14 protein-coding genes are annotated in these 20443 nt (G+C 57.1%); 7 read left to right on the top strand and 7 right to left on the bottom strand.

The features are described from left to right. Positions 1-10 precede the first annotated feature (10 nt). Positions 11-940, bottom strand: coding sequence for a 1,2-phenylacetyl-CoA epoxidase subunit PaaA (gene paaA / locus ABIE02_RS17890; protein ID WP_059307771.1), 930 nt, complete (start codon positions 938-940; stop codon positions 11-13). 283 nt (positions 941-1223) lie between these two features. On the opposite strand from paaA, the gene paaZ reads away from it, so the two are divergent. Both paaZ and tynA read left to right on the top strand, forming a co-directional pair. After that, a complete protein-coding gene (gene paaZ, locus ABIE02_RS17885; protein WP_336994546.1) occupies positions 1224-3269 on the top strand; it encodes a phenylacetic acid degradation bifunctional protein PaaZ in 2046 nt (681 codons plus the stop codon). A gap of 176 nt (positions 3270-3445) precedes the next feature. Further along, entirely contained in the window at positions 3446-5713 is a 2268-nt protein-coding gene (tynA, locus tag ABIE02_RS17880; protein ID WP_117385543.1) for a primary-amine oxidase, read from the top strand. 931 nt (positions 5714-6644) lie between these two features. Here the strand turns inward: tynA and ABIE02_RS17875 are convergent. Beyond that, a complete protein-coding gene (locus ABIE02_RS17875) occupies positions 6645-8144 on the bottom strand; it encodes an aldehyde dehydrogenase family protein (protein ID WP_336994545.1) in 1500 nt (499 codons plus the stop codon). A gap of 235 nt (positions 8145-8379) precedes the next feature. Here ABIE02_RS17875 and feaR point away from each other — a divergent pair, with 235 nt between their 5' ends. After that, positions 8380-9285: a transcriptional regulator FeaR gene (feaR, locus tag ABIE02_RS17870; RefSeq protein ID WP_059307768.1), complete on the top strand. Its 906-nt coding sequence runs from the start codon at positions 8380-8382 to the stop codon at positions 9283-9285. Here the strand turns inward: feaR and ABIE02_RS17865 are convergent, their stop codons facing one another. From ABIE02_RS17865 to ABIE02_RS17850, 4 genes are all read right to left on the bottom strand, one after another. Next, positions 9286-9606 carry a YdbL family protein gene (locus tag ABIE02_RS17865; protein WP_059307767.1) on the bottom strand — a complete coding sequence of 107 codons (321 nt, stop codon included), beginning with the start codon at positions 9604-9606 and terminating at the stop codon, positions 9286-9288. A gap of 7 nt (positions 9607-9613) precedes the next feature. Then, entirely contained in the window at positions 9614-9805 is a 192-nt protein-coding gene (locus ABIE02_RS17860) for a YnbE family lipoprotein (RefSeq protein WP_059307766.1), read from the bottom strand. Beyond that, positions 9802-12438 (bottom strand): YdbH family protein, encoded by a 2637-nt coding sequence (locus tag ABIE02_RS17855; RefSeq protein ID WP_336994544.1) that lies wholly within the window; start codon positions 12436-12438, stop codon positions 9802-9804. Before ABIE02_RS17855 ends, ABIE02_RS17860 begins: the two co-directional genes overlap by 4 nt. 201 nt (positions 12439-12639) lie before the next feature. After that, a complete protein-coding gene (locus tag ABIE02_RS17850) occupies positions 12640-12801 on the bottom strand; it encodes a hypothetical protein (protein WP_164529851.1) in 162 nt (53 codons plus the stop codon). A 460-nt stretch (positions 12802-13261) separates the two neighbouring features. Between ABIE02_RS17850 and ABIE02_RS17845 the strand changes: the two genes are divergently transcribed. Continuing rightward, positions 13262-14248 carry a 2-hydroxyacid dehydrogenase gene (locus ABIE02_RS17845; protein WP_032611068.1) on the top strand — a complete coding sequence of 329 codons (987 nt, stop codon included), beginning with the start codon at positions 13262-13264 and terminating at the stop codon, positions 14246-14248. Positions 14249-14433: 185 nt separating this feature from the next. Beyond that, the gene (gene hslJ / locus ABIE02_RS17840; RefSeq protein WP_032611069.1) at positions 14434-14847 is read left to right on the top strand and encodes a heat shock protein HslJ; all 414 of its coding nucleotides are present in this window, start codon (positions 14434-14436) and stop codon (positions 14845-14847) included. Here the strand turns inward: hslJ and ABIE02_RS17835 are convergent, their stop codons facing one another. Continuing rightward, entirely contained in the window at positions 14848-15114 is a 267-nt protein-coding gene (locus ABIE02_RS17835) for a putative hemolysin (RefSeq protein ID WP_032611070.1), read from the bottom strand. A 267-nt stretch (positions 15115-15381) separates the two neighbouring features. Between ABIE02_RS17835 and nifJ the strand changes: the two genes are divergently transcribed. Further along, on the top strand, positions 15382-18906 hold the full coding sequence (gene nifJ, locus ABIE02_RS17830; RefSeq protein ID WP_117385539.1) for a pyruvate:ferredoxin (flavodoxin) oxidoreductase: 3525 nt from the start codon (positions 15382-15384) through the stop codon (positions 18904-18906). A 400-nt stretch (positions 18907-19306) separates the two neighbouring features. After that, positions 19307-20416, top strand: coding sequence for a porin OmpC (ompC, locus tag ABIE02_RS17825; RefSeq protein ID WP_059307762.1), 1110 nt, complete (start codon positions 19307-19309; stop codon positions 20414-20416). Positions 20417-20443: the final 27 nt, after the last annotated feature.

Here is a 20443-nt window from a genome sequence, read left to right as displayed (position 1 = left end):
TTGATTCCCCTTACGCGACTTTGCGGGCGTGTTGTTTTTCTGCGTGCGCCAGGGCGGCTTCGCGCACCCACGTCCCCTCTTCCCAGGCTTTATTCTTGGCGGCCAGGCGTTCGTGATTGCAGACACCGCGTCCGTTGATCACCTCATCAAACTCCTGCCAGTCGATCTCGCCAAAACGGTAGTGACCGCTTTCGGCATCAAAGTGCAGATCGGCATCCGGGACGGTCATCCCCAGCATCTCCACCTGCGGTACGGTGTTGTCCACAAAGCGCTGACGCAGTTCGTCATTGCCAAAACGTTTGATTTTCCAGGCCAGGCTGCGGGCGCTGTTCGGCGAGTTGTCGTCGTTTGGGCCAAACATCATCAGCGCTGGCCACCAGAAGCGGTTGATGGCGTCCTGCAACATCTGACGCTGGGCCTCGCTGCCCTGCGCCAGGGCCATGCAGGCTTCAAAGCCCTGACGCTGGTGGAAGCTCTCTTCTTTACAGATTTTCACCATCGCCCGGGCGTAGGGGCCGTAGGAGGTACGGCACAGCGCCACCTGGTTAACGATGGCCGCGCCATCCACCAGCCAGCCAATTACGCCGATATCGGCCCAGCTCAGGGTCGGGTAGTTGAAGATGGAGGAGTATTTCATCTTGCCGTCGAGCATCTTCTGGTAGATGTCTTCCCGGGCACAGCCCAGCGTTTCCGCTGCGCTGTAGAGGTAGAGACCGTGCCCGGCTTCATCCTGCACTTTCGCCAGCAGAATGGCCTTGCGGCGCAGCGTCGGGGCGCGCGTGATCCAGTTACCTTCCGGCAGCATGCCGACAATTTCAGAGTGGGCATGCTGACCAATCTGGCGGATCAGCGTCTTGCGATACGCGTCAGGCATCCAGTCCTGCGGCTCGATGGCCGTCTCTTGCGCGATTCGCTGTTCAAAGCGTTGTTCTTCGGTCACGTCATTACCCTTATGATTCGTTTAACAAGCAAATATCATTCAATCATGAATCACTTCGTTTCTTAAAAGTTACACAAAGGTTAAATATAACCCCAAGGAGTGTTTGCTTATTTTGTGATGTAGCTCGCAAGCCTTTTGCTAAGCCCCCGTTGATAGCGGGCAGCAAAGGGCAGGAATAGTCAGACAAGATCACAATGTTAACAAATCATTAAAACATCACTTGCTTTTTATGATTCATAATCAAACTATCTATAGCGATATCACGAACCACCTGGAGAGAAAAATGCAGCAGTTAGCCAGCTTTTTGTCCGGCACCTGGCAGTCTGGCCGGGGCCGTGAGCGCACGATTCAGCACGCCATCAGCGGCGAAGCCCTCTGGCAGGTCACCAGCGAAGGGCTGGATATGGCCGCCGCGCGTCGTTACGCCATTGAGAAAGGCGGCGAATCACTTCATGCCATGACCTTTATCGAACGTGCCGCCATGCTGAAAGCGGTAGCAAAACATCTGTTGAGCCAGAAAGAGGTGTTTTATGCCCTGTCCGCGCAAACGGGGGCGACCCGCGCTGACAGCTGGGTCGATATCGAAGGGGGGATCGGCACGCTGTTCACCTTCGCCAGCCTCGGCAGCCGTGAACTGCCGGACGACACCCTGTGGCCGGAAGATGAACTGATCCCGCTATCAAAAGAAGGCGGTTTTGCCGCGCGTCACGTCCTGACCTCTAAATCCGGCGTAGCCGTGCACATCAACGCCTTCAACTTCCCCTGCTGGGGGATGCTGGAAAAACTGGCGCCCACCTGGCTTGCCGGGATGCCCGCGATCATTAAACCGGCGACGGCCACCGCGCAGGTGACTCAGGCCATGGTCAAAGCGATTGTTGACAGCGGCCTGGTGCCTGAGGGTGCGATCAGCCTCATCTGCGGCGGCGCGGGCGATCTGCTCGACCAACTGGATCATCAGGATGTGGTGACCTTCACGGGCTCCGCCGTTACCGGCCAGATGCTGCGCGTCCACCCGAACATCGTGGCAAAATCGATTCCCTTCACCATGGAAGCCGACTCCCTGAACTGCTGCGTGCTGGGTGATGACGTGACGCCAGAGCAGCCAGAATTTGCCCTGTTTATCCGCGAAGTGGTGCGTGAGATGACGGCCAAAGCCGGACAGAAATGTACTGCTATCCGCCGGATTATTGTGCCGCAGGCGCAGGTGGAGGCTGTCAGCCAGGCGCTCATCGCCCGCCTGGAAAAAGTGGCATATGGCGATCCGGCTCAGGAAGGCATCAAAATGGGATCGCTGGTCAATGCTGAACAGCGTGCTGACGTGCAGGAGAAAGTGGATGCTTTAGTCACGGCGGGTTGCCAGATCCGTCTCGGCGGTAAAGCCGACCTGAATGCCGCCGGGGCGTTCTTCCCGCCGACGCTGCTGTTCTGCCCGCAGCCGGATGAAACCCCGGCCGTGCATGCCACCGAAGCTTTTGGCCCGGTCGCCACCCTGATGCCGTATCAGAGCCGCGAACATGCGATGGCCCTCGCCCGGGCCGGTGAAGGTAGCCTCGCCGGGACGCTGGTGACGGCCGATCTGCGCCTGGCGCGTCAGTTTATCGCCGGGGCCGCACGCGCGCATGGCCGTATTCAGATCCTTAACGAAGAGTCTGCCAAAGAGTCTACCGGTCACGGCTCCCCACTGCCGCAACTGGTTCACGGTGGCCCGGGCCGCGCAGGGGGCGGCGAAGAGTTGGGTGGCCTGCGGGCGGTGAAACACTATCTGCAACGCACCGCGATCCAGGGCAGCCCGAGCATGCTGGCCGCCATCAGCCAGCAGTGGGTACGTGGCGCTCAGGTACAGGAGGACCGCGTCCATCCGTTCCGCAAATACTTTGAAGAGCTACAGCCGGGCGACAGCCTGTTGACGCCGCGCCGCACCCTGACCGAGACCGACATCGTGAACTTTGCCTGTCTGAGCGGGGATCATTTCTACGCCCATATGGACAAGATTGGCGCAGCGGAGTCGATTTTTGGCGAGCGCGTGGTGCACGGTTACTTCCTGATCTCCGCGGCAGCCGGGCTGTTCGTCGATGCGGGCGTCGGACCGGTGATTGCTAACTACGGTATGGAAAACCTGCGCTTTATCGAGCCGGTCAAACCGGGCGATACCATCCAGGTGCGTTTGACCTGTAAGCGCAAGACGCTGAAGAAACAGCGCACGGCGGAAGAGAAACCGACCGGTGTGGTCGAATGGGCGGTGGAGATCTTCAACCAGCATCAGCAGCCGGTGGCCCTGTACTCCATCCTGACCCTCGTCTCACGTCAACACGGGGATTTTGACGCCTGATCCCTCTCCCTCCGGGTAACGTCGCGCACGTTACCCGGCTTCTGGCACATCTGACAAAACATCTGGCAAATGCAGGCAAACGGTACGCACAGCGTTATTGCTATGTTGGCAATGAATAAACCGCGCGCAGAACAGCGGTCCCGAGTGGATAACAACACATACAACAGAGGTTAATCATGGGAAGCTCCTTACTCTTTTCTCCACGTAAAACGGTGCTGGCGTTGGCCGTTGCTTGTCTCTTTTCAGGCCAGGCGCTGGCGCACGGTAGCGCAGCGCATATGGTCGAGCTGGATAAAACCCTGACCGAGTTTGGTGCTGATGTGAAATGGGACGACTACGCCCAGATCTACACCATCAGCAAAGACGGGGCCTTCATCAAAGTGAAGCCGGGCGCGACCACTGCCATCGTCAACGGCAAACCGCTGACCTTGCAGGTGCCGGTAGTGATAAAAGATAACAAGGCCTGGATCTCCGATACCTTTGTTAACGATGTGTTCCAGTCCGGCCTCGACCAGACCTTCCAGGTGGAAAAGACTCCGCATCCCCTGAATGCGCTATCCGCAGATGAAATTAAACAGGCCGTCGAGATTGTGAAAGCCTCGCCGGACTTTAAACCGAATACCCGCTTTACCCAGATTGCGCTAGCCGAGCCGCAAAAAGCCAAAGTGTGGGATTTTGTGCTGAATGGCACGGCGGTGGATGCGCCGCGTCAGGCGAATATCACCATGCTGGACGGTAAATTTGTTATCGAAGCGCTGGTGGATTTGCAAGATAAGAAGATCCTGCACTGGGAGCCGATCAAAGATGCCCACGGCATGGTACTGCTGGATGACTTTATGGCGGTGCAGAAGATCGTCACCGGCAGCCAGGAGTATGCCGACGCGTTGAAAAAACGCGGTATCAATGACCCAAGCAAAGTGATGACCACCCCGCTGACGGTCGGCTACTTTGACGGCAAAGATGGCCTGAAACAGGAAGATCGCCTGCTGAAAGTGGTGAGCTATCTGGATACCGGGGACGGTAACTACTGGGCGCACCCGATTGAAAACCTGGTGGCGGTGGTTGACCTGATCGAGAAGAAAATCGTCAAAATCGAAGAAGGTGCGATCGTTCCGGTGCCGATGCAATCGCGTCCTTATGATGGCCGCGACCGCGAACCGGTCGCCCATAAGCCACTGGATATTACGGAGCCGGAAGGCAAGAACTACACCATCACCGGCAATATGATCCACTGGCAAAACTGGGACTTCCACCTGAGCCTCGACTCACGCGTCGGGCCTGTTATCTCCACCGTCACCTTCAACGATAACGGTAAAAAACGTCAGGTGATGTACGAAGGATCCCTGGGAGGAATGATCGTTCCTTACGGTGACCCGGACGTGGGCTGGTACTTCAAGGCCTATCTTGACTCTGGCGACTACGGCATGGGGACCCTTACTTCACCGCTGGTGCGCGGCAAAGATGTGCCATCCAACGCCGTGCTGCTGAATCAGACCATCCCGGACTACACCGGTGCGCCTATGGAGATCCCGCGAGCCATCGCAATCTTCGAACGCTACGCCGGGCCGGAGTATAAACACCAGGAGATGAATCAGCCGAACGTCAGCACCGAGCGTCGGGAGCTGGTGGTGCGCTGGATCAGTACCGTAGGGAACTACGACTACATCTTCGACTGGGTGTTCCACGAAAACGGCACCATCGGCATTGATGCCGGGGCGACCGGTATCGAAGCGGTGAAAGGCGTGATGGCGAAAACCATGCACGACCCGAGCGCGAAAGACGATACAAAATACGGCACGCTGATTGACCACAACATCGTCGGCACGACCCACCAGCATATTTATAACTTCCGTCTGGATCTGGACGTGGATGGCACCAGCAACAGCCTGGTGGCGATGGACCCGGAAGTGAAGCCGAATACCGCAGGCGGCCCGCGGACCAGTACCCTGCAGATCAACCAGTACAACATTGATTCTGAGCAGCAGGCCGCGCAGAAATTTGACCCGGGCACCATTCGTCTGCTGAGCAACACCAGCAAAGAGAACCGCATGGGCAACCCGGTCTCCTACCAGATCATCCCTTATGCAGGCGGTACGCACCCGGTGGCGACCGGCGCCAAATTTGCCCCGGATGAGTGGATCTATCATCGCCTGAGCTTTATGGATAAACAGCTGTGGGTGACCCGCTACCATCCAAACGAGATGTACCCGGAAGGCAAATTCCCGAACCGCTCCGCCCAAGATAAGGGGCTGGGCCAGTTCAGCAAGGATAATGAATCGCTGGATAACCAGGATGACGTCGTGTGGATGACCACGGGGACTACGCACGTGGCCCGTGCGGAGGAGTGGCCAATCATGCCGACCGAGTGGGTCCATACCCTGCTCAAACCCTGGAACTTCTTCGACGAAACGCCGTCGTTGGGTAAGAAGAAAGAGGCGCAGTAAGCGTTAAAACGCCGGGCGGATTACCTTAATGCCCGTCAGTTAAGCCCGGCAGATTACCTTAATGCCAGTCAGTTAAGCCCGGCGGATTGTTCCGTTCACCTCATGTTCATTAGAACATGGCATTACACAACCCGTGAACGTGACAAGGGGGGCCGCCGGGCCCCCCTTGTCAATCCCCGCGGCCCCGCAATGAAACCGGTGCTTCGCACTGCGCTCACCTCCCGACCGCCTGCCTGCGGTCGGCTCAACTCGACATCCTGTCTCGATTCGCCTCTGGCCGCCATCCCTGGCGTCCAGCCCTTGTCATCCGGTCTCCGGTTCGCCGGTTTCAGCGGGGACTCAACACCGGTGCCACATTCAGGCGACTGAGAAGCATGAGGGGGAAGAGTCCGGCTGAAAATCGCCGAAGCGTTGACCGCAGCGGAAGGGGCATAAAGCAGAGGTATTTTAGTGAATGGAACTCTTCCACTTCAGTCATTGAGAAATACCGAAGCGTTTAACTGTCTGGCATCAGGGCAGATGCCCGGCTTATTTGTGCCTGTGCGGTTTGCATTGTCGGGTGGCGGCTAACAACGGGCATTGTGCGGCCTGATGCCCTCACCCCGGCCCTCTCCCACAGGGAGAGGGTGCAAACCACACTGCGCACGGTCTGTTCCCTCTTCCACAAGGAGAGGGAGAAAACCACACCGCGCACGGTCTGTTCCCTCTTCTACAAGGAGAAGGAGAAAACCACACCGCGCACGGTCTGTTCCCTCTTCCACAAGGAGAGGGAGAAAACCACACCGCGCACGGTCTGTCCCCTCTCCCCTTTGGGGAGAGGGTTAGGGTGAGGGGAAATCGCTGCGGCCTGATACCCTCGCCCCGGTCTTCTCCCACGGGCAGAGAGTGCAAAAACTAAAAACGGTCACCTCGGTGACCGTTTTGCTTTTACCTAATACCGCACGCACACCGACTTGGTTTCACACCAGCCATCCAGCCAGTCCGGGCCGAAATCGCGGCCGGTGCCGGACTGCTTCATGCCGCCGAACGGCAGGTTGGCGTCGATCAGGGTATGGCTGTTGACCCACACGGTGCCGGCCTGCAGGCGATCGGTGTACTCCAGGGCCTGGCTGATGTTTTGCGTCCAGACGCTGGCGGTCAGGCCGTATTCGGTGTCGTTCGCCAGGCGCAGCGCCTCTTCACCGTCGGCGACGCGCACCAGGTTCACCACCGGACCAAACACCTCTTCGCGGGTCAGGCGCAGACTGGCATCCGGGTTGACCACCAGCGTTGGCGAAACGTAGTAACCCTCGCCGTTCGGGCCATGATTACCGGTGATAAGCTCAGCCTGACGTGACTGCGCCTCGTCGAGGAAGGTCTGCACTTTGTCACAGTGGGCGCGGGACACCAGCGGGTTAATGTGCGCCTCCTGGGACATGCCCGGGCCGACGCTCAGGGATTTCACCGCCTGCTCAAAACCACTGACCACAGTATCAAACAGCGGGGCTTCGATATAAATCCGCGAGCTTGCCGCACAGACCTGGCCCTGGTTCAGGAAGCTGCCGGTCATCAGTCCTTCAACAACCCACGACGGATCCGCGTCTTTCAGAACGATAGCCGGGTTTTTACCCCCCAGTTCCAGAGTCACGCCCATCAGCCGATCGGCCGCGGCGCGTGCAATCTGTTTGCCAGTGGCGGTCGAGCCGGTAAAGCTCACTTTGGCGATATGCGGATGGGTGGTCAGGGCGGCACCACACACGGCACCGCTGCCGGTCACCACGTTGAAGACGCCGTCCGGGATCCCGGCCTCACTTGCCAGTTCCGCCACGCGCAGCAGGGTCAGTGGCGTGGTTTCAGAAGGTTTGATAACGATTGAACAGCCTGCCGCCAGGGCGGGCATCACTTTCCACATGCCGATCAGCAGCGGGAAGTTCCACGGCACGATCCCGGCCACCACGCCGATAGGCTCTTTACGGGTCCACGCCTGATAGCGGGCGCCCTGCGGCATCGGAATGGAAAGATCCAGCGTCTTGCCCGAAATTTTCGTCGTCAGCCCGGCGGTGTAGCGCATCCAGTTAAGGGTGCAGCCCACTTCAAAGGCGCGGGAGATGTTAATGGATTTACCCTGCTCCAGCGTTTCGAGCTGGGCCAGTTCTTCGGTGTGCTGCTCCACCAGATCGGCAAAACGCAGCAGAATACGTTCACGTTCCGCAGGCAGTTTTCCCGACCAGCTGCGGGCGACAAAGGCGCGCCAGCCGGACATCACCGCGCGATCCACATCCTGCGCGCTGGCATCAGCCGTGGAGGCAATCACCTGGCCGGTGGCCGGGTTAAAAATCTCCAGACGCTTCTCGCTGTCGGAGGCGGACTGGCGTCCTTCAATCCAGAGGCCATGCTGGCGATCCAGAAATTGCTGCACGCTGTGCAGTACGGCGACCTGTGTATCAGACATAGCGATTCCTTATTATTCGCAGGGTGTCAACGCAGTCTAAGATGGCTTTGCAGATTGCGCTTTTATCTCTGTGACATTCGCTTTGTCGGCTGTGACAGGCACCGCAAAACGCGACAATACCGCCGTTTCGCTCTGTCGTGCAGCGCAGTTCTTGCCTATATTTCGCCCCATGTCACGGGTAATTCGAAACATAAATGCAACAATGTTTAAACATTGACGACGTAGCGGGTATGACATGCGTGCAAATGAACAGGACAACTACCAGCGCTGGCTGGCGCAGATTAACCAGGTTTGCGGCAGTTTTGCCGCCCGGCCCATGACCGGCGAATTTTATGGCGAGCTGGACGCGACCTGGACCGGCAACCTGAAACTCAGCACCGTTACCGCGGGCGGCGTAAACCTGTTTCGCACCCGTCAGGAGATCAAAAACAGCAACGATGCCTGGTTCTATACCGTGTTTCAGCTGGAAGGCGAAGCGGGGCTGGAGCAGGACGACCGGCAGATTGTGCTGAACGCGGGGGACATCACGCTGATTGACGCCTCCCGCCCTTGCTCGATCTACTGGCCGGAAAAATCACGTCAGATCTCGCTCCTGCTGCCGCGTCAGATCCTCGAGCAACACTTTCGTTTTCAGGAAGTCAGCTGCGCGCAGAAACTCTCCCACAGCCTGCCTACCGTCCAGCTCAGCTACCGTCTGCTGCAGGACAGCATGAACAACCCGGCATTAAGCGAAACCGAAAGCGAAGCCGCGCTGGAAGCGATGGTCTGCCTGCTGCGCCCGGTGTTGCAGCAGCGGGAAAGCGTGCAGCCGCGCAAGGCGCGTCAGTTCACTAACGTGCTGACCCTGATTGACGATCATATTCAGGCCGAACACCTGCGCCCGGAGTGGATCGCCTCGGAGTGTGGCATGTCAGTGCGGAGTCTGTACCGGATGTTTGCCGAGAAGGGGCTGGTGGTGGCGCAGTACATCAAAAATCGTCGTCTGGATCTCTGTGCGCAGATGCTGCGCAGCACCCGCGACGACGAAAAGCTGGCGGGCATTGGTTACAGCTGGGGATTTACCGATCACAGCCACTTCTCCACGGCTTTTAAGCAGCGTTTTGGGGTTTCGCCGGGCGAATACCGTAAACGCCACCGCTGATCATTTCTGCATCCACTTGCCGTTGATCCCCTGGACATATTCGCCGGGGTTAGCGCGCGCCACCAGCTTTGTCCCGGCCATTTTTGCCACTTCATCCACCGGAATGTTATTGCTGTCGGCAAGCTGCTGATAGCTGTCGGTGCGGGCTTTATTGATCTGCTCCACCAGCGCCAGGGTTTCGCGATCATGACTGCGCGGCGCAATATAACCACTCAGGGTTTCGCCGACCCGACCAGCACTGCGGGCCTCGTTGAGGGTCAACGCCAGCGCGGGTGCGCACAGCCCCAGCGTCAATATCATCAGCGGGATAAGTTTTCTCATGGCAGCCTCAGAACAGATCGCTGCGTGATTTCAGCAGCGTCTCTACGTCTTTATCCACTTTGATATGGATTTCATGTTCAATTTTGACGTTCATGTTGATGGTGATCGGCTCTTTCGACGCCGCCACTTCGATCCTCGGCGTACAGCCTGTCAGCGTCAGGATCACAATCGCGGTGAACCCACCGGCCAGCTTTTTCATGGTTGTTCCTTACATTCCTTGCCTGTCGGGCAGCGGTTATCCGGTAATGCTGCGTGTTGCTCCAGCCAGGTCTGCAGATTGTCGCCAAAACGCAGGCTGCGCCAGAGGGTAAACAGGTTCTCCTGATGGGTATAGTTGAGGTTGACCGCCTGAGTCTGGCCCTCGACGCGGCTGGCGCCGCGGATTGTCGACGCCAGGGTTAATTCACCCAGGTTATCTAAATTGAGTTTCGTCCACGACTGCGAAATTTCCATATAGCGAAGCCAGTTAATCGCCCCTGCCGCACTGTTATCTTCGACCAGCGCATCGGCCGTGTCTTTGTCGAGACGCAGGGTCATCGGCCCTGAATTCGTCAGCCAGCCATCTTTGATGATCCATTTATTGTTGTCCAGCCAGAACGGCAGCGCCCCGCTGAACGGCCCGGACATAGCGAACTGTTTCGGATTAATTGCGCTGATCAGCTCGCTGGAGGAGATGTTATTCACCCGCAGCAGCGCCGCATCGTGCTGCGGCATGCGCAGCTGCTGCATGGTCACTTTGCCGCCCAGCAGATCCACGCTCACGTCGGTGAGCAGCAGCGGATTCGCCTCGCTCCAGGGGTAGTCGCCCTGCAGGTCGGCGGTGATGTTGCGGGCCGTAAATTGATTGATCACTTCGCCGATGCGCAGCGTCACCGGGCCATGGGTGCCCAGCGACCAGGTGCCCTGGCTGAAGCGGAACGGTAAGACGAAATCAACACCATTGATTTTGTTGTCCGGCATCCAGACGCTGCCACTTTTTACCACGCCATGCCCACCGGCCTCAAAGCCCTGGTCGGCCGCTGCGGAGAAGGCGACCTGAGCATACAGCTCCCCTTCGCGGAGGGTCATTTTCCAGTCCGGCGGGATCAGCGGCTGGAACACGGTCAGGGACTGCTTCGGCCACCAGGCCTGGCCACGCAGCCGCTCCCCATCCCAGCGTCCGTTCAACTGCACCGGGCCAATCGCTTCGGCATTAAGGGTGCCTTTAAACCGGAACAGGGTCGGATCGCTGCCATCAACACTGAATTTGACCGTCGAGGGTGGCAATACGCTGCCGCCAGTGAAGGTGGTTTCCCCGGCCTCAAAGGATAATGCGCCGCTAAAGTGTGGCCGGGCGGGATCGCGCTGCCAGCGGATCGGGCTTTCCAGCACCATACGCGGTGCGCTGGCGTGCAGGGTGCCGTACTTCAGTTGGTCAAACCCGGTTGAGAGTTCGCTAAGCTCAATCACGCTGTCACGCCACTCCCCTCTCCCTGCCACGTCCCAGCGGGCCTGCATTGGGGTGAAGTTGCCCTCTCCCCAGTAGCGCCACTGCCATAACCCGCTGTCCGGCAGGAAGTCACTGGCCCGGCCGTCAAGATGCAGGGTGAAATCCCCCATCTCCCGTTCATGGGCGCGAAGAATGGCCTGCAGGCGACCATCAATGCCCTTGCGGGTCAGCACCACCCCGGCCAGCGGCCAGCGCACCTCGTCAATGTTGAGGGAGTCGATGATTCGGCCCCGGGAGCGCAGCAGCGCCCCTGGCGCAAAGGCCAGCCGTGGCTCGGCCAGACTCCCGGTCAGCATAGCGGGCAACCCGACATAGAGGATGAGATCGTTCTGCTTGGCAACGCCGGTGAGCTGCAGCGGCATGGCGCTGTTATCCATGCTCAGCTTGCCGGGGCCAAAGGTGAGTACCGCGTTGCCTTTCCCGGCATCGCCCTGAGTCAGAACGTTCATTCGCCCACTGATGACGGCGTTCTCCGTGCCCTGTTGCCAGTTGTCGATCTTCAGCCCCAGGCGGCCGCTCAGGGGAATACCGGCCTGGTCCCAGTGCCAGCGTCCGTCGCTGATGGTCAGCTGTTCAGGGGTGATCTGCCAGGGAAGATCTAACAACGGCTCGCCGCTCTCCCGCTCAACCATCACCAGCTGACCCTGATTGTCCTGCCACGCCAGATCGGCATCCACCAGCGACGTAAGCTGCGGCACCGAGAAGGTCGCTTCCGCATGTCCTTGCACCGGCAGGCCGTCCGGCACCAGCGGCAGGGTAAATTCCCCTACCAGCGTCACCGGCTGTGGGTTGTCGGGCAGATGCAGCGTGACGTCGCTGACGGTCAGGGAACGTCCCCGGAGGGTGCCGTGCAGGCTGAACTGATCCCCGTGGTAAGTAATGTCCTGTCGCGACGGCGTCAGCGAGGCGGTTAATTTTCCCTGCCACTGCTGCCAGGGAGAAAGCGTCAGGCGGTCGATGGTCAGCCAGGTATTGGGCAGCAGCGACTGCCATTCAGCCAGGGTTTTTGGTGCGGAGGGCGTGGACTCGCTCGCAGGGATTTTACTCAGGCAGGCGCTGTTGAGATCCAGCGCGGCGATGTCGATTTTCCAGCGGCTCGGGTGGCTGAGGGTGGCGTTTTCAATGCGGGCGATTTCGCAGTCTTCGACCAGGTAGCGCAGATCGGCAATCACCAGGGCGTTGCGGGTCAGGCGTGGGCTTTTTTCAAACGCGATCCGGGTGCCGGCAGGCAGCCAGATGCCAGCAAGCGTGGGAACCCACTGCGCAAGGGTCAGCAGCAGCGTCAACGGTAAAAGAATGATCAGCAGCAGCAGTGCGATCGCGGCTTTGTATTTACCCCTCATGGGCAGTTAATATCCTGATTTAGCGAAAAAATTAGCCGACAGTACCGAATAGTGTGGCATGTTTCGTCAGGCAGGTGAAGCGAAGGCCTGTTTAAGGATAGATGCGATCACCCTGAATGTGAGCGTTTTTACGCTTTGCGCCTGCCGGTTCAGGACCACAAAAAAACCGCCCGGAGGCGGTTTAGAAAAGGCTTTCTCACGCTATTTTCTGATCACGTCAGGGTCATCAGGATCCAGCGGGTCATTGACATCAGGGATGTCATCATCAGTCAGGGGATCATCTTCACCAGGAAGCGGATCGCTACTGCCAGGAAGCGGTTCATCATCAGGAACAGGATCAATATAATCTGGACGATCAGCCATAAAGCCTCCGTCAAACGCTGTTATGAGAGGTTATTTCGATTTACCCGGTTTCTGTTTGGTCTGCTCATCTTGATTCTTTTGCGGCTGCTTAGGTTGTTCTTTAGAGACATGTTGGACGGTGGATTTCATTTTGAAAACTCCGAGGTTAGATGCAGCAAGTCGCCACCCTAAAACTATAAGTTACGCTTATAGTTATTTCGAGCGGGGCGGCAGGAAATTCTGTTTATCGCCTTGTTTTGAAGAGGATTATTTGATCATGCCGGGCCTGCTCTCCCCCTCTCACCGGCTGGCAGCGGAGTGGCGCTACACAAAAAAGCGCGTCAGGTTAAAGAACATAGGGTTATTGTGCCGGGATGTTGTAAAATTATTATCAGAACTTATTGAATTCAATAATATTTTAAAATTTGTATGATTATTTTAATCATGCTAACGTAGTTCCAAAACCACTGGAGAAAGTCTTATGAAACTCGCGGTATATAGCACAAAGCAGTACGACAAAAAGTATCTGCAACATGTTAACGAGGGATATGGATTCGAACTTGAATTTTTCGACTTTCTGCTTAACGAAAAAACAGCGAAAACCGCGCATGGGTTCGACGCGGTCTGTATTTTTGTTAACGATGACGGCAGTCGTCCAGTGCTGGAAGAGTTAAAAAAACAGGGCGTGAAGTATATCGCGCTGCGCTGCGCGGGCTTTAACAATGTCGATCTCGACGCGGCTAAAGAGCTGGGCTTGCAGGTAGTACGCGTTCCGGCCTACTCACCGGAAGCGGTGGCAGAGCATGCTATTGGCATGATGATGTCCTTAAACCGCCGTATTCATCGCGCTTATCAACGTACCCGTGATGCGAACTTCTCGCTGGAAGGCCTAACCGGTTTCACCATGTACGGTAAAACCGCCGGGGTGATCGGCACCGGTAAAATTGGGGTCGCGGCGCTGCGGATCCTGAAAGGCTTTGGTATGCGTCTGCTGGCGTTTGACCCCTATCCGAGCGCTGCCGCACTGGAGATGGGCGTGGAGTATGTGGACCTGCCGACGCTGTATGCCGAGTCAGACGTTATCTCTCTGCACTGCCCGCTCACCGCAGACAATTACCATCTGCTGAACCAGAGCGCATTTGATCAGATGAAAGATGGCGTGATGATCATCAACACCAGCCGCGGTGGCCTGGTGGACTCTCAGGCCGCCATTGAAGCACTGAAAACACAAAAAATCGGCGCGCTGGGGATGGACGTCTACGAGAACGAACGCGATCTGTTCTTTGAAGATAAATCTAACGACGTGATTCAGGATGACGTGTTCCGTCGCCTCTCGGCCTGCCACAACGTATTGTTTACCGGGCATCAGGCATTTTTGACCGCCGAGGCGCTGATCAGCATTTCGGAAACCACGCTGGGCAACCTGAGCCAGCTGGAGAAAGGTGAAGCAAGTCCGAACGCGCTATAAACGCATAAACGCCAGGGGAACGGAGCCCATACTTTAGCCGTATGTTCCCCCTTACCTTAACCCTCTCCCCCTTGGGAGAGGGTTAAGCATCCCACCCTGTTTTCAGATTATCCCGCAAGACAATCCCCGCCAGCGCAATACACTATGCATTAGCTATTTATGAAGTGAATATATTGAGAAGAACCATGAAAACGCTCGTCGCAGTAACACTCCTGAGCATGGCGCTGGCAGGCTGTGTCAATCCAGGAAAAGCCTCCGTGCAGGAAGAACAGCTTCAGCAGCACCGCTTTGTGCTGCAAAGTATTGACGGCACCGCCATCAACCCGACCACTACGCCGCCGGAAATCGCCTTTGGTGAAGACCTGGCAGTATCAGGTGTGATGTGTAACCGCTTCAGCGGCCAGGGCAAGCTGTCGGACGGCGAGCTGAAGGTGAAAGCGCTCGCCATGACGCGCAAACTGTGCGCCGAGCCACAGCTCAATGACCTGGACCACGCGATCGGCACGATGCTACGCAACGGCACCCAGGTCGATCTGACGGAAGACGTGTTAACCCTGGCGACGGCAGAGACGACGCTGGTCTTTAAACGCGCAGAGTAATCAGTAAGACCCGCAGGATCCTACGGCAAGCGACTGTTCACTGCAGCGTTTGCCGTTAGGCAGCGCACACATGCCGATGGCCGAACCATCCAGCTGACGCGCAACGGACAGCGCCCCGCCAACCATAGCGCAATTTGCCTGCCCGGAACTGGACATTGCCGCCTTCAGACCCGGCGCTACGTGCGCGGCGGTGGCCTGCTGAACAGGTTCATTGCTGCAGGCCGACAGTAACAAAGCGGCACACCCTACCCAAAATGCTGCGCGCATAATCTCTCCCCATGTTGAATTGCAAAACCTATGCATAATAGGCACCCCACGCCCTGCCGTCGAGAGCCGAAGCGCGGTTTTCTGCGCTGTCAACGAAATTGCAGAGCAGTTTCAGGCAAAAGTTTGATCAAACCATTGATGGCATTAATAAGCAGGACACAAAAGCGAAAATCGTTTCAGCGGGCCTTTGCTAAAATAAAAAGATAATTACAGGACTCGCCGATGTGTCACGGGTCCCTCTTTTTTTGCGCAATGTAAGGGTGTCATATGCAAACTATTGACGGGAATGGCGCAGTTGCGTCCGTCGCGTTTCGCACCAGTGAAGTGATCGCCATCTACCCCATTACGCCCAGCTCAACGATGGCTGAACAGGCCGATGCCTGGGCCGGGAATGGGCTGAAAAACGTCTGGGGAGATGTCCCTCGCGTGGTCGAAATGCAGTCTGAAGCCGGAGCGATTGCTACCGTCCACGGCGCGTTGCAGACCGGGGCGCTGTCCACCTCCTTTACGTCATCGCAGGGGCTGCTGCTGATGATCCCGACGCTGTACAAGCTGGCGGGACAGCTCACGCCCTTCGTCCTCCACGTCGCGGCGCGCACCATCGCCACCCACGCGCTGTCGATTTTTGGCGATCACTCTGACGTGATGGCCGTACGCCAGACCGGCTGCGCCCTGCTCTGTTCCGGCAGCGTGCAAGAGGCGCAGGATTTCGCCCTCATCTCCCACATGGCGACGCTGAAAAGCCGGGTGCCCTTTATTCACTTCTTCGATGGGTTCCGCACCTCGCACGAAATCAACAAGATTGTGTCGATTTCCGATGACACCATCCGCAGTTTGCTCCCGCAGGCCGAGATTGACGCCCACCGCGCCCGCGCGCTGAACCCGGAACATCCGGTGATCCGCGGCACCTCCGCCAACCCGGATACCTATTTCCAGTCCCGCGAGGCCACTAACCCGTGGTACAACGCGGTTTATGACCATGTGGATCAGGCGATGGCCGATTTTGCCGCCGCTACCGGACGCGAGTACAAACCGTTCGAGTATTATGGCCATCCGCAGGCGGAGCGCGTGATTGTGATCATGGGTTCCGCGATTGGCACCTGTGAAGAGGTGGTAGATGAACTGCTGAGCCGGGGCGAAAAAGTGGGTGTGCTGAAAGTTCGCCTTTATCGCCCGTTCTCCGCAAAACACCTGCTGGCGGTATTGCCAGAGAGTGCGCGGACGGTAGCGGTGCTGGATCGTACCAAAGAGCCGGGCGCGCATGCCGAGCCGCTTTATCTGGATGTGATGACCGCCCTGGCCGAAGCCTTTAACAACGGCGAGCGCGAGACGCTGCCGCGGGTCATTGGCGGGCGTTATGGCCTGTCGTCAAAAGAGTTTGGCCCGGAGTGCGTGCTGGCCATCTTCAACGAACTGAGCGCCGGAAAGCCGAAGCCGCGCTTCACCGTTGGCATCTATGACGATGTGACCAATCTGTCCCTGACGCTGCCGGAAAATACCCTGCCCTCCACCGCGAAACTGGAGGCGCTGTTTTATGGTCTGGGCAGCGACGGCAGCGTGTCGGCCACCAAGAACAACATCAAGATTATCGGTAACTCAACCCCGTGGTATGCCCAGGGCTATTTCGTCTATGACTCGAAGAAAGCCGGTGGTCTGACGGTTTCTCACTTGCGTGTCAGCGAGCAACCCATCCGCTCGGCGTATCTGGTGTCGCAGGCCGATTTCGTCGGTTGCCACCAGCTGCAGTTTATCGACAAATACCAGATGGCCGAGCGCCTGAAGCCGGGGGGCATTTTCCTGCTTAACACCCCGTACAGCGTCGATGAAGTCTGGGGGCGGCTGCCGCAGGAAGTGCAGGCGGTGCTGAACCAGAAAAAGGCGAAATTCTATATCGTTAATGCGGCGAAAATTGCCCGCGAATGTGGCCTGGCGGCGCGTATCAACACCGTCATGCAGATGGCGTTTTTCCACCTGACGAAAATCCTGCCGGGTGACAGCGCCCTGATGGAACTCCAGGGGGCGATCGCCAAAAGCTATAGCAGCAAAGGCCAGGAGCTGGTGGAGCGCAACTGGCAAGCGCTGGCGCTGGCGCGGGAATCGCTGGCGGAGGTGCCGTTGCAGCCGGTGAATGCCCACAGCCCGAACCGCCCACCGGTGGTCTCCGACGCTGCCCCGGACTTTGTCAAAACCGTTACCGCTGCGATGCTGGCGGGCCTGGGTGATGCCCTGCCTGTCTCTGCCCTGCCGCCGGACGGTACCTGGCCTATGGGTACCACTCGCTGGGAAAAACGCAATATTGCTGAGGCAATCCCGATCTGGAAAGAGGAACTGTGTACCCAGTGTAACCACTGCGTGGCAGCCTGCCCGCACTCGGCGATCCGCGCAAAAGTGGTCTCTCCTGAAGCGATGGAGCATGCCCCGGCCAGCCTGCACTCGCTGGATGTAAAATCCCGGGACATGCGCGGCCAGAAATATGTCCTGCAGGTGGCGCCGGAAGATTGCACCGGCTGTAATCTGTGCGTTGAAGTCTGCCCGGCGAAAGATCGCCAGAACCCGGAGATCAAGGCCATCAATATGATGTCGCGCCTTGAGCATGTGGAAGAGGAGAAAGTGAATTACGACTTCTTCCTCGACCTGCCGGAAATCGATCGCAACAGCCTCGAGCGTATTGATATCCGTACCTCGCAGCTGATCACCCCGCTGTTCGAATACTCCGGCGCCTGTTCCGGCTGCGGCGAAACGCCATATATCAAGCTGCTGACCCAGCTGTATGGCGACCGGATGCTGATCGCTAACGCCACTGGCTGTTCATCGATCTATGGCGGCAACCTGCCATCCACACCTTACACCACCGATGCCAATGGCCGCGGGCCAGCATGGGCGAACTCGCTTTTTGAAGATAACGCCGAGTTTGGTCTGGGCTTCCGCCTGACGGTCGATCAGCACCGTGTGCGCGTGATGCGACTGCTGGAACAGTTTGCCGACCGGATCCCGGCTGAGCTGAATAGCGCCCTGCACAGCGAGGCGACACCTGACGTACGTCGCCAGCAGGTGGCGGAACTGCGCCAGCATCTGACTGGGGTGGAAGGGGCAGAACAGCTGTTAACCGATGCCGATGCCCTGGTCGAGAAATCGATCTGGTTGATTGGCGGTGACGGCTGGGCCTATGACATTGGCTTTGGCGGACTGGATCATGTTCTCAGCCTGACCGAGAACGTCAATATTCTGGTGCTGGATACCCAATGTTACTCCAACACCGGCGGCCAGGCGTCAAAAGCCACTCCGCTGGGGGCGGTAACCAAATTTGGCGAGCACGGTAAACGTAAGGCGCGCAAAGATTTGGGGGTCAGCATGATGATGTACGGTCATGTGTATGTGGCGCAGATCTCGCTAGGGGCGCAGCTCAATCAGACGGTGAAAGCGATTCAGGAGGCAGAAGCTTATCCTGGCCCATCGCTGATTATCGCCTACAGCCCTTGCGAGGAGCATGGCTACGATCTGGCGCTGAGTCACGATCAGATGCGCCAGCTGACGGCCACCGGCTTCTGGCCGCTGTACCGCTTCGACCCGCGTCGTGCCGATGAGGGTAAACTGCCGCTGGCGCTGGACTCCAGGCCACCGTCAGATGCGCTGGCAGAAACGTTGATGCAGGAGCAACGCTTCCGTCGCCTCAACGCCCAACAGCCCGAAGTGGCCGAGCAACTGTGGAAAGATGCCGCCGCCGATCTGCAAAAACGCTACGACTTCCTGGCGCAGTTAGCCGGAAAAGCCGAAAAAACGGCCAGCGAATAACCTATTACAGCCCGGCATGTCCGGGCTTTTTATTGGCTATAAAAAAACCCGCCAGTAATGTACTGGCGGGCGATCCTGTTTACCAATAAATAACAGATGTGAATCTGAACGTATTTATTAAATAAATGGATAAAAATACTGCAGGCATATAACAGGCCTGAGTTTACTGAGTTTATCGGCAAATGAGTAATTTTTGTTTTATATACTTTTGATTAATTCATTCACTGAACTTATGACTGTTTCACTGGCAGTAAATACTTGAGATTCCACTTAATTGGTAACAATTATGTTTTATCTCTGGAAGGAAGAGTGATTTAGCATGTGACCACTTTCCAAAGCAGAAAGTTCCACGGAAAGTTTAAAAATATTAAATATAAAAACAGCATAAGGAATAGTCACAATGCAAAGAAAAGTACTGGCTCTGATGATCCCTGCGCTTTTAATGGCAGGCGCAGCACATGCCGCTGAAATTTATAATAAAGACGGCAACAAATTAGATCTCTACGGTAAAGTTGACGGTCTGCACTATTTCTCCGACGACAGCGGTGCTGACGGCGACCAGACTTATGTCCGTCTCGGCTTTAAAGGCGAAACCCAAATTAACGATATGCTCACCGGTTACGGCCAGTGGGAATATAACATCCAGGCTAACAACACCGAAGGTTCTGACAATCAGTCCTGGACACGTCTGGCGTTTGCCGGTCTGAAATTTAACCAGTACGGCTCCTTCGATTATGGCCGTAACTACGGCGTTCTGTACGACGTGGAAGGCTGGACCGATATGCTGCCAGAATTCGGCGGTGACTCTTACAGCAAAGCGGATAACTTTATGACCGGCCGTGCGAACGGTGTGGCGACCTACCGCAACGCTGATTTCTTTGGCATGGTCGAAGGCCTGAACTTCGCCCTGCAGTATCAGGGTAACAACGAAGGCAGCGGTAACGGTAACGAAGGCACCAATAACGGCCGTGACGTGCGTCATGAGAACGGCGACGGCTTCGGCATCTCCACGTCTTACGACTTTGGTATGGGCATCAGCGCAGCCGCCGCCTACGCTTCTTCTGACCGTACTAACGCGCAGATTAACGAAACCAGCGCAGGCGGCGACAAAGCAGACGCCTGGACCACCGGTCTTAAATATGACGCCAACAACATTTACCTGGCGGCCATGTACTCCGAAACCCGTAACATGACCCCATACGGCGACCATGATTATGCGGTGGCGAACAAAACCCAAAACGTTGAAATGACGGCTCAGTACCAGTTTGATTCAGGTCTGCGCCCGGTGGTCTCTTACCTGCAATCTAAAGGTAAAGACCTGGGCAACGGTCAGGATGATAAGGATCTGGTTAAATATGCTGAAGTGGGAGCGACTTACTACTTCAACAAAAATATGTCCACCTACGTTGATTATAAAATTAACCTGCTGGACGAAGACGATCAGTTCTACAAAGACAATGGCATCGGCACCGATGACATCGTGGCTGTCGGTCTGGTTTATCAGTTCTGATGAAAATAGCCCGCGTTACGACGCGGG

Source organism: Leclercia sp. 1548, assembly GCF_050435045.1.
GTDB lineage: Bacteria > Pseudomonadota > Gammaproteobacteria > Enterobacterales > Enterobacteriaceae > Enterobacter > Enterobacter adecarboxylatus.
The sequence above is the reverse complement of the archived record's forward strand: the minus strand, read 5'-3'. Positions and strand labels throughout refer to the sequence as shown.

Excerpts from the sequence above, each read along its gene's own strand:
- ompC (WP_059307762.1), top strand. The coding sequence starts at position 19,307 with ATGCAAAGAAAAGTACTGGCTCTGATGATCCCTGCGCTTTTAATGGCA.
- ABIE02_RS17855 (WP_336994544.1), bottom strand. The coding sequence starts at position 12,438 with ATGAGGGGTAAATACAAAGCCGCGATCGCACTGCTGCTGCTGATCATT.
- hslJ (WP_032611069.1), top strand. The coding sequence starts at position 14,434 with ATGAAAACGCTCGTCGCAGTAACACTCCTGAGCATGGCGCTGGCAGGC.
- ABIE02_RS17865 (WP_059307767.1), bottom strand. The coding sequence starts at position 9,606 with ATGAGAAAACTTATCCCGCTGATGATATTGACGCTGGGGCTGTGCGCA.
- ABIE02_RS17835 (WP_032611070.1), bottom strand. The coding sequence starts at position 15,114 with ATGCGCGCAGCATTTTGGGTAGGGTGTGCCGCTTTGTTACTGTCGGCC.
- feaR (WP_059307768.1), top strand. The coding sequence starts at position 8,380 with ATGCGTGCAAATGAACAGGACAACTACCAGCGCTGGCTGGCGCAGATT.
- paaZ (WP_336994546.1), top strand. The coding sequence starts at position 1,224 with ATGCAGCAGTTAGCCAGCTTTTTGTCCGGCACCTGGCAGTCTGGCCGG.
- ABIE02_RS17850 (WP_164529851.1), bottom strand. The coding sequence starts at position 12,801 with ATGGCTGATCGTCCAGATTATATTGATCCTGTTCCTGATGATGAACCG.
- tynA (WP_117385543.1), top strand. The coding sequence starts at position 3,446 with ATGGGAAGCTCCTTACTCTTTTCTCCACGTAAAACGGTGCTGGCGTTG.
- ABIE02_RS17860 (WP_059307766.1), bottom strand. The coding sequence starts at position 9,805 with ATGAAAAAGCTGGCCGGTGGGTTCACCGCGATTGTGATCCTGACGCTG.
- ABIE02_RS17875 (WP_336994545.1), bottom strand. The coding sequence starts at position 8,144 with ATGTCTGATACACAGGTCGCCGTACTGCACAGCGTGCAGCAATTTCTG.
- ABIE02_RS17845 (WP_032611068.1), top strand. The coding sequence starts at position 13,262 with ATGAAACTCGCGGTATATAGCACAAAGCAGTACGACAAAAAGTATCTG.
- nifJ (WP_117385539.1), top strand. The coding sequence starts at position 15,382 with ATGCAAACTATTGACGGGAATGGCGCAGTTGCGTCCGTCGCGTTTCGC.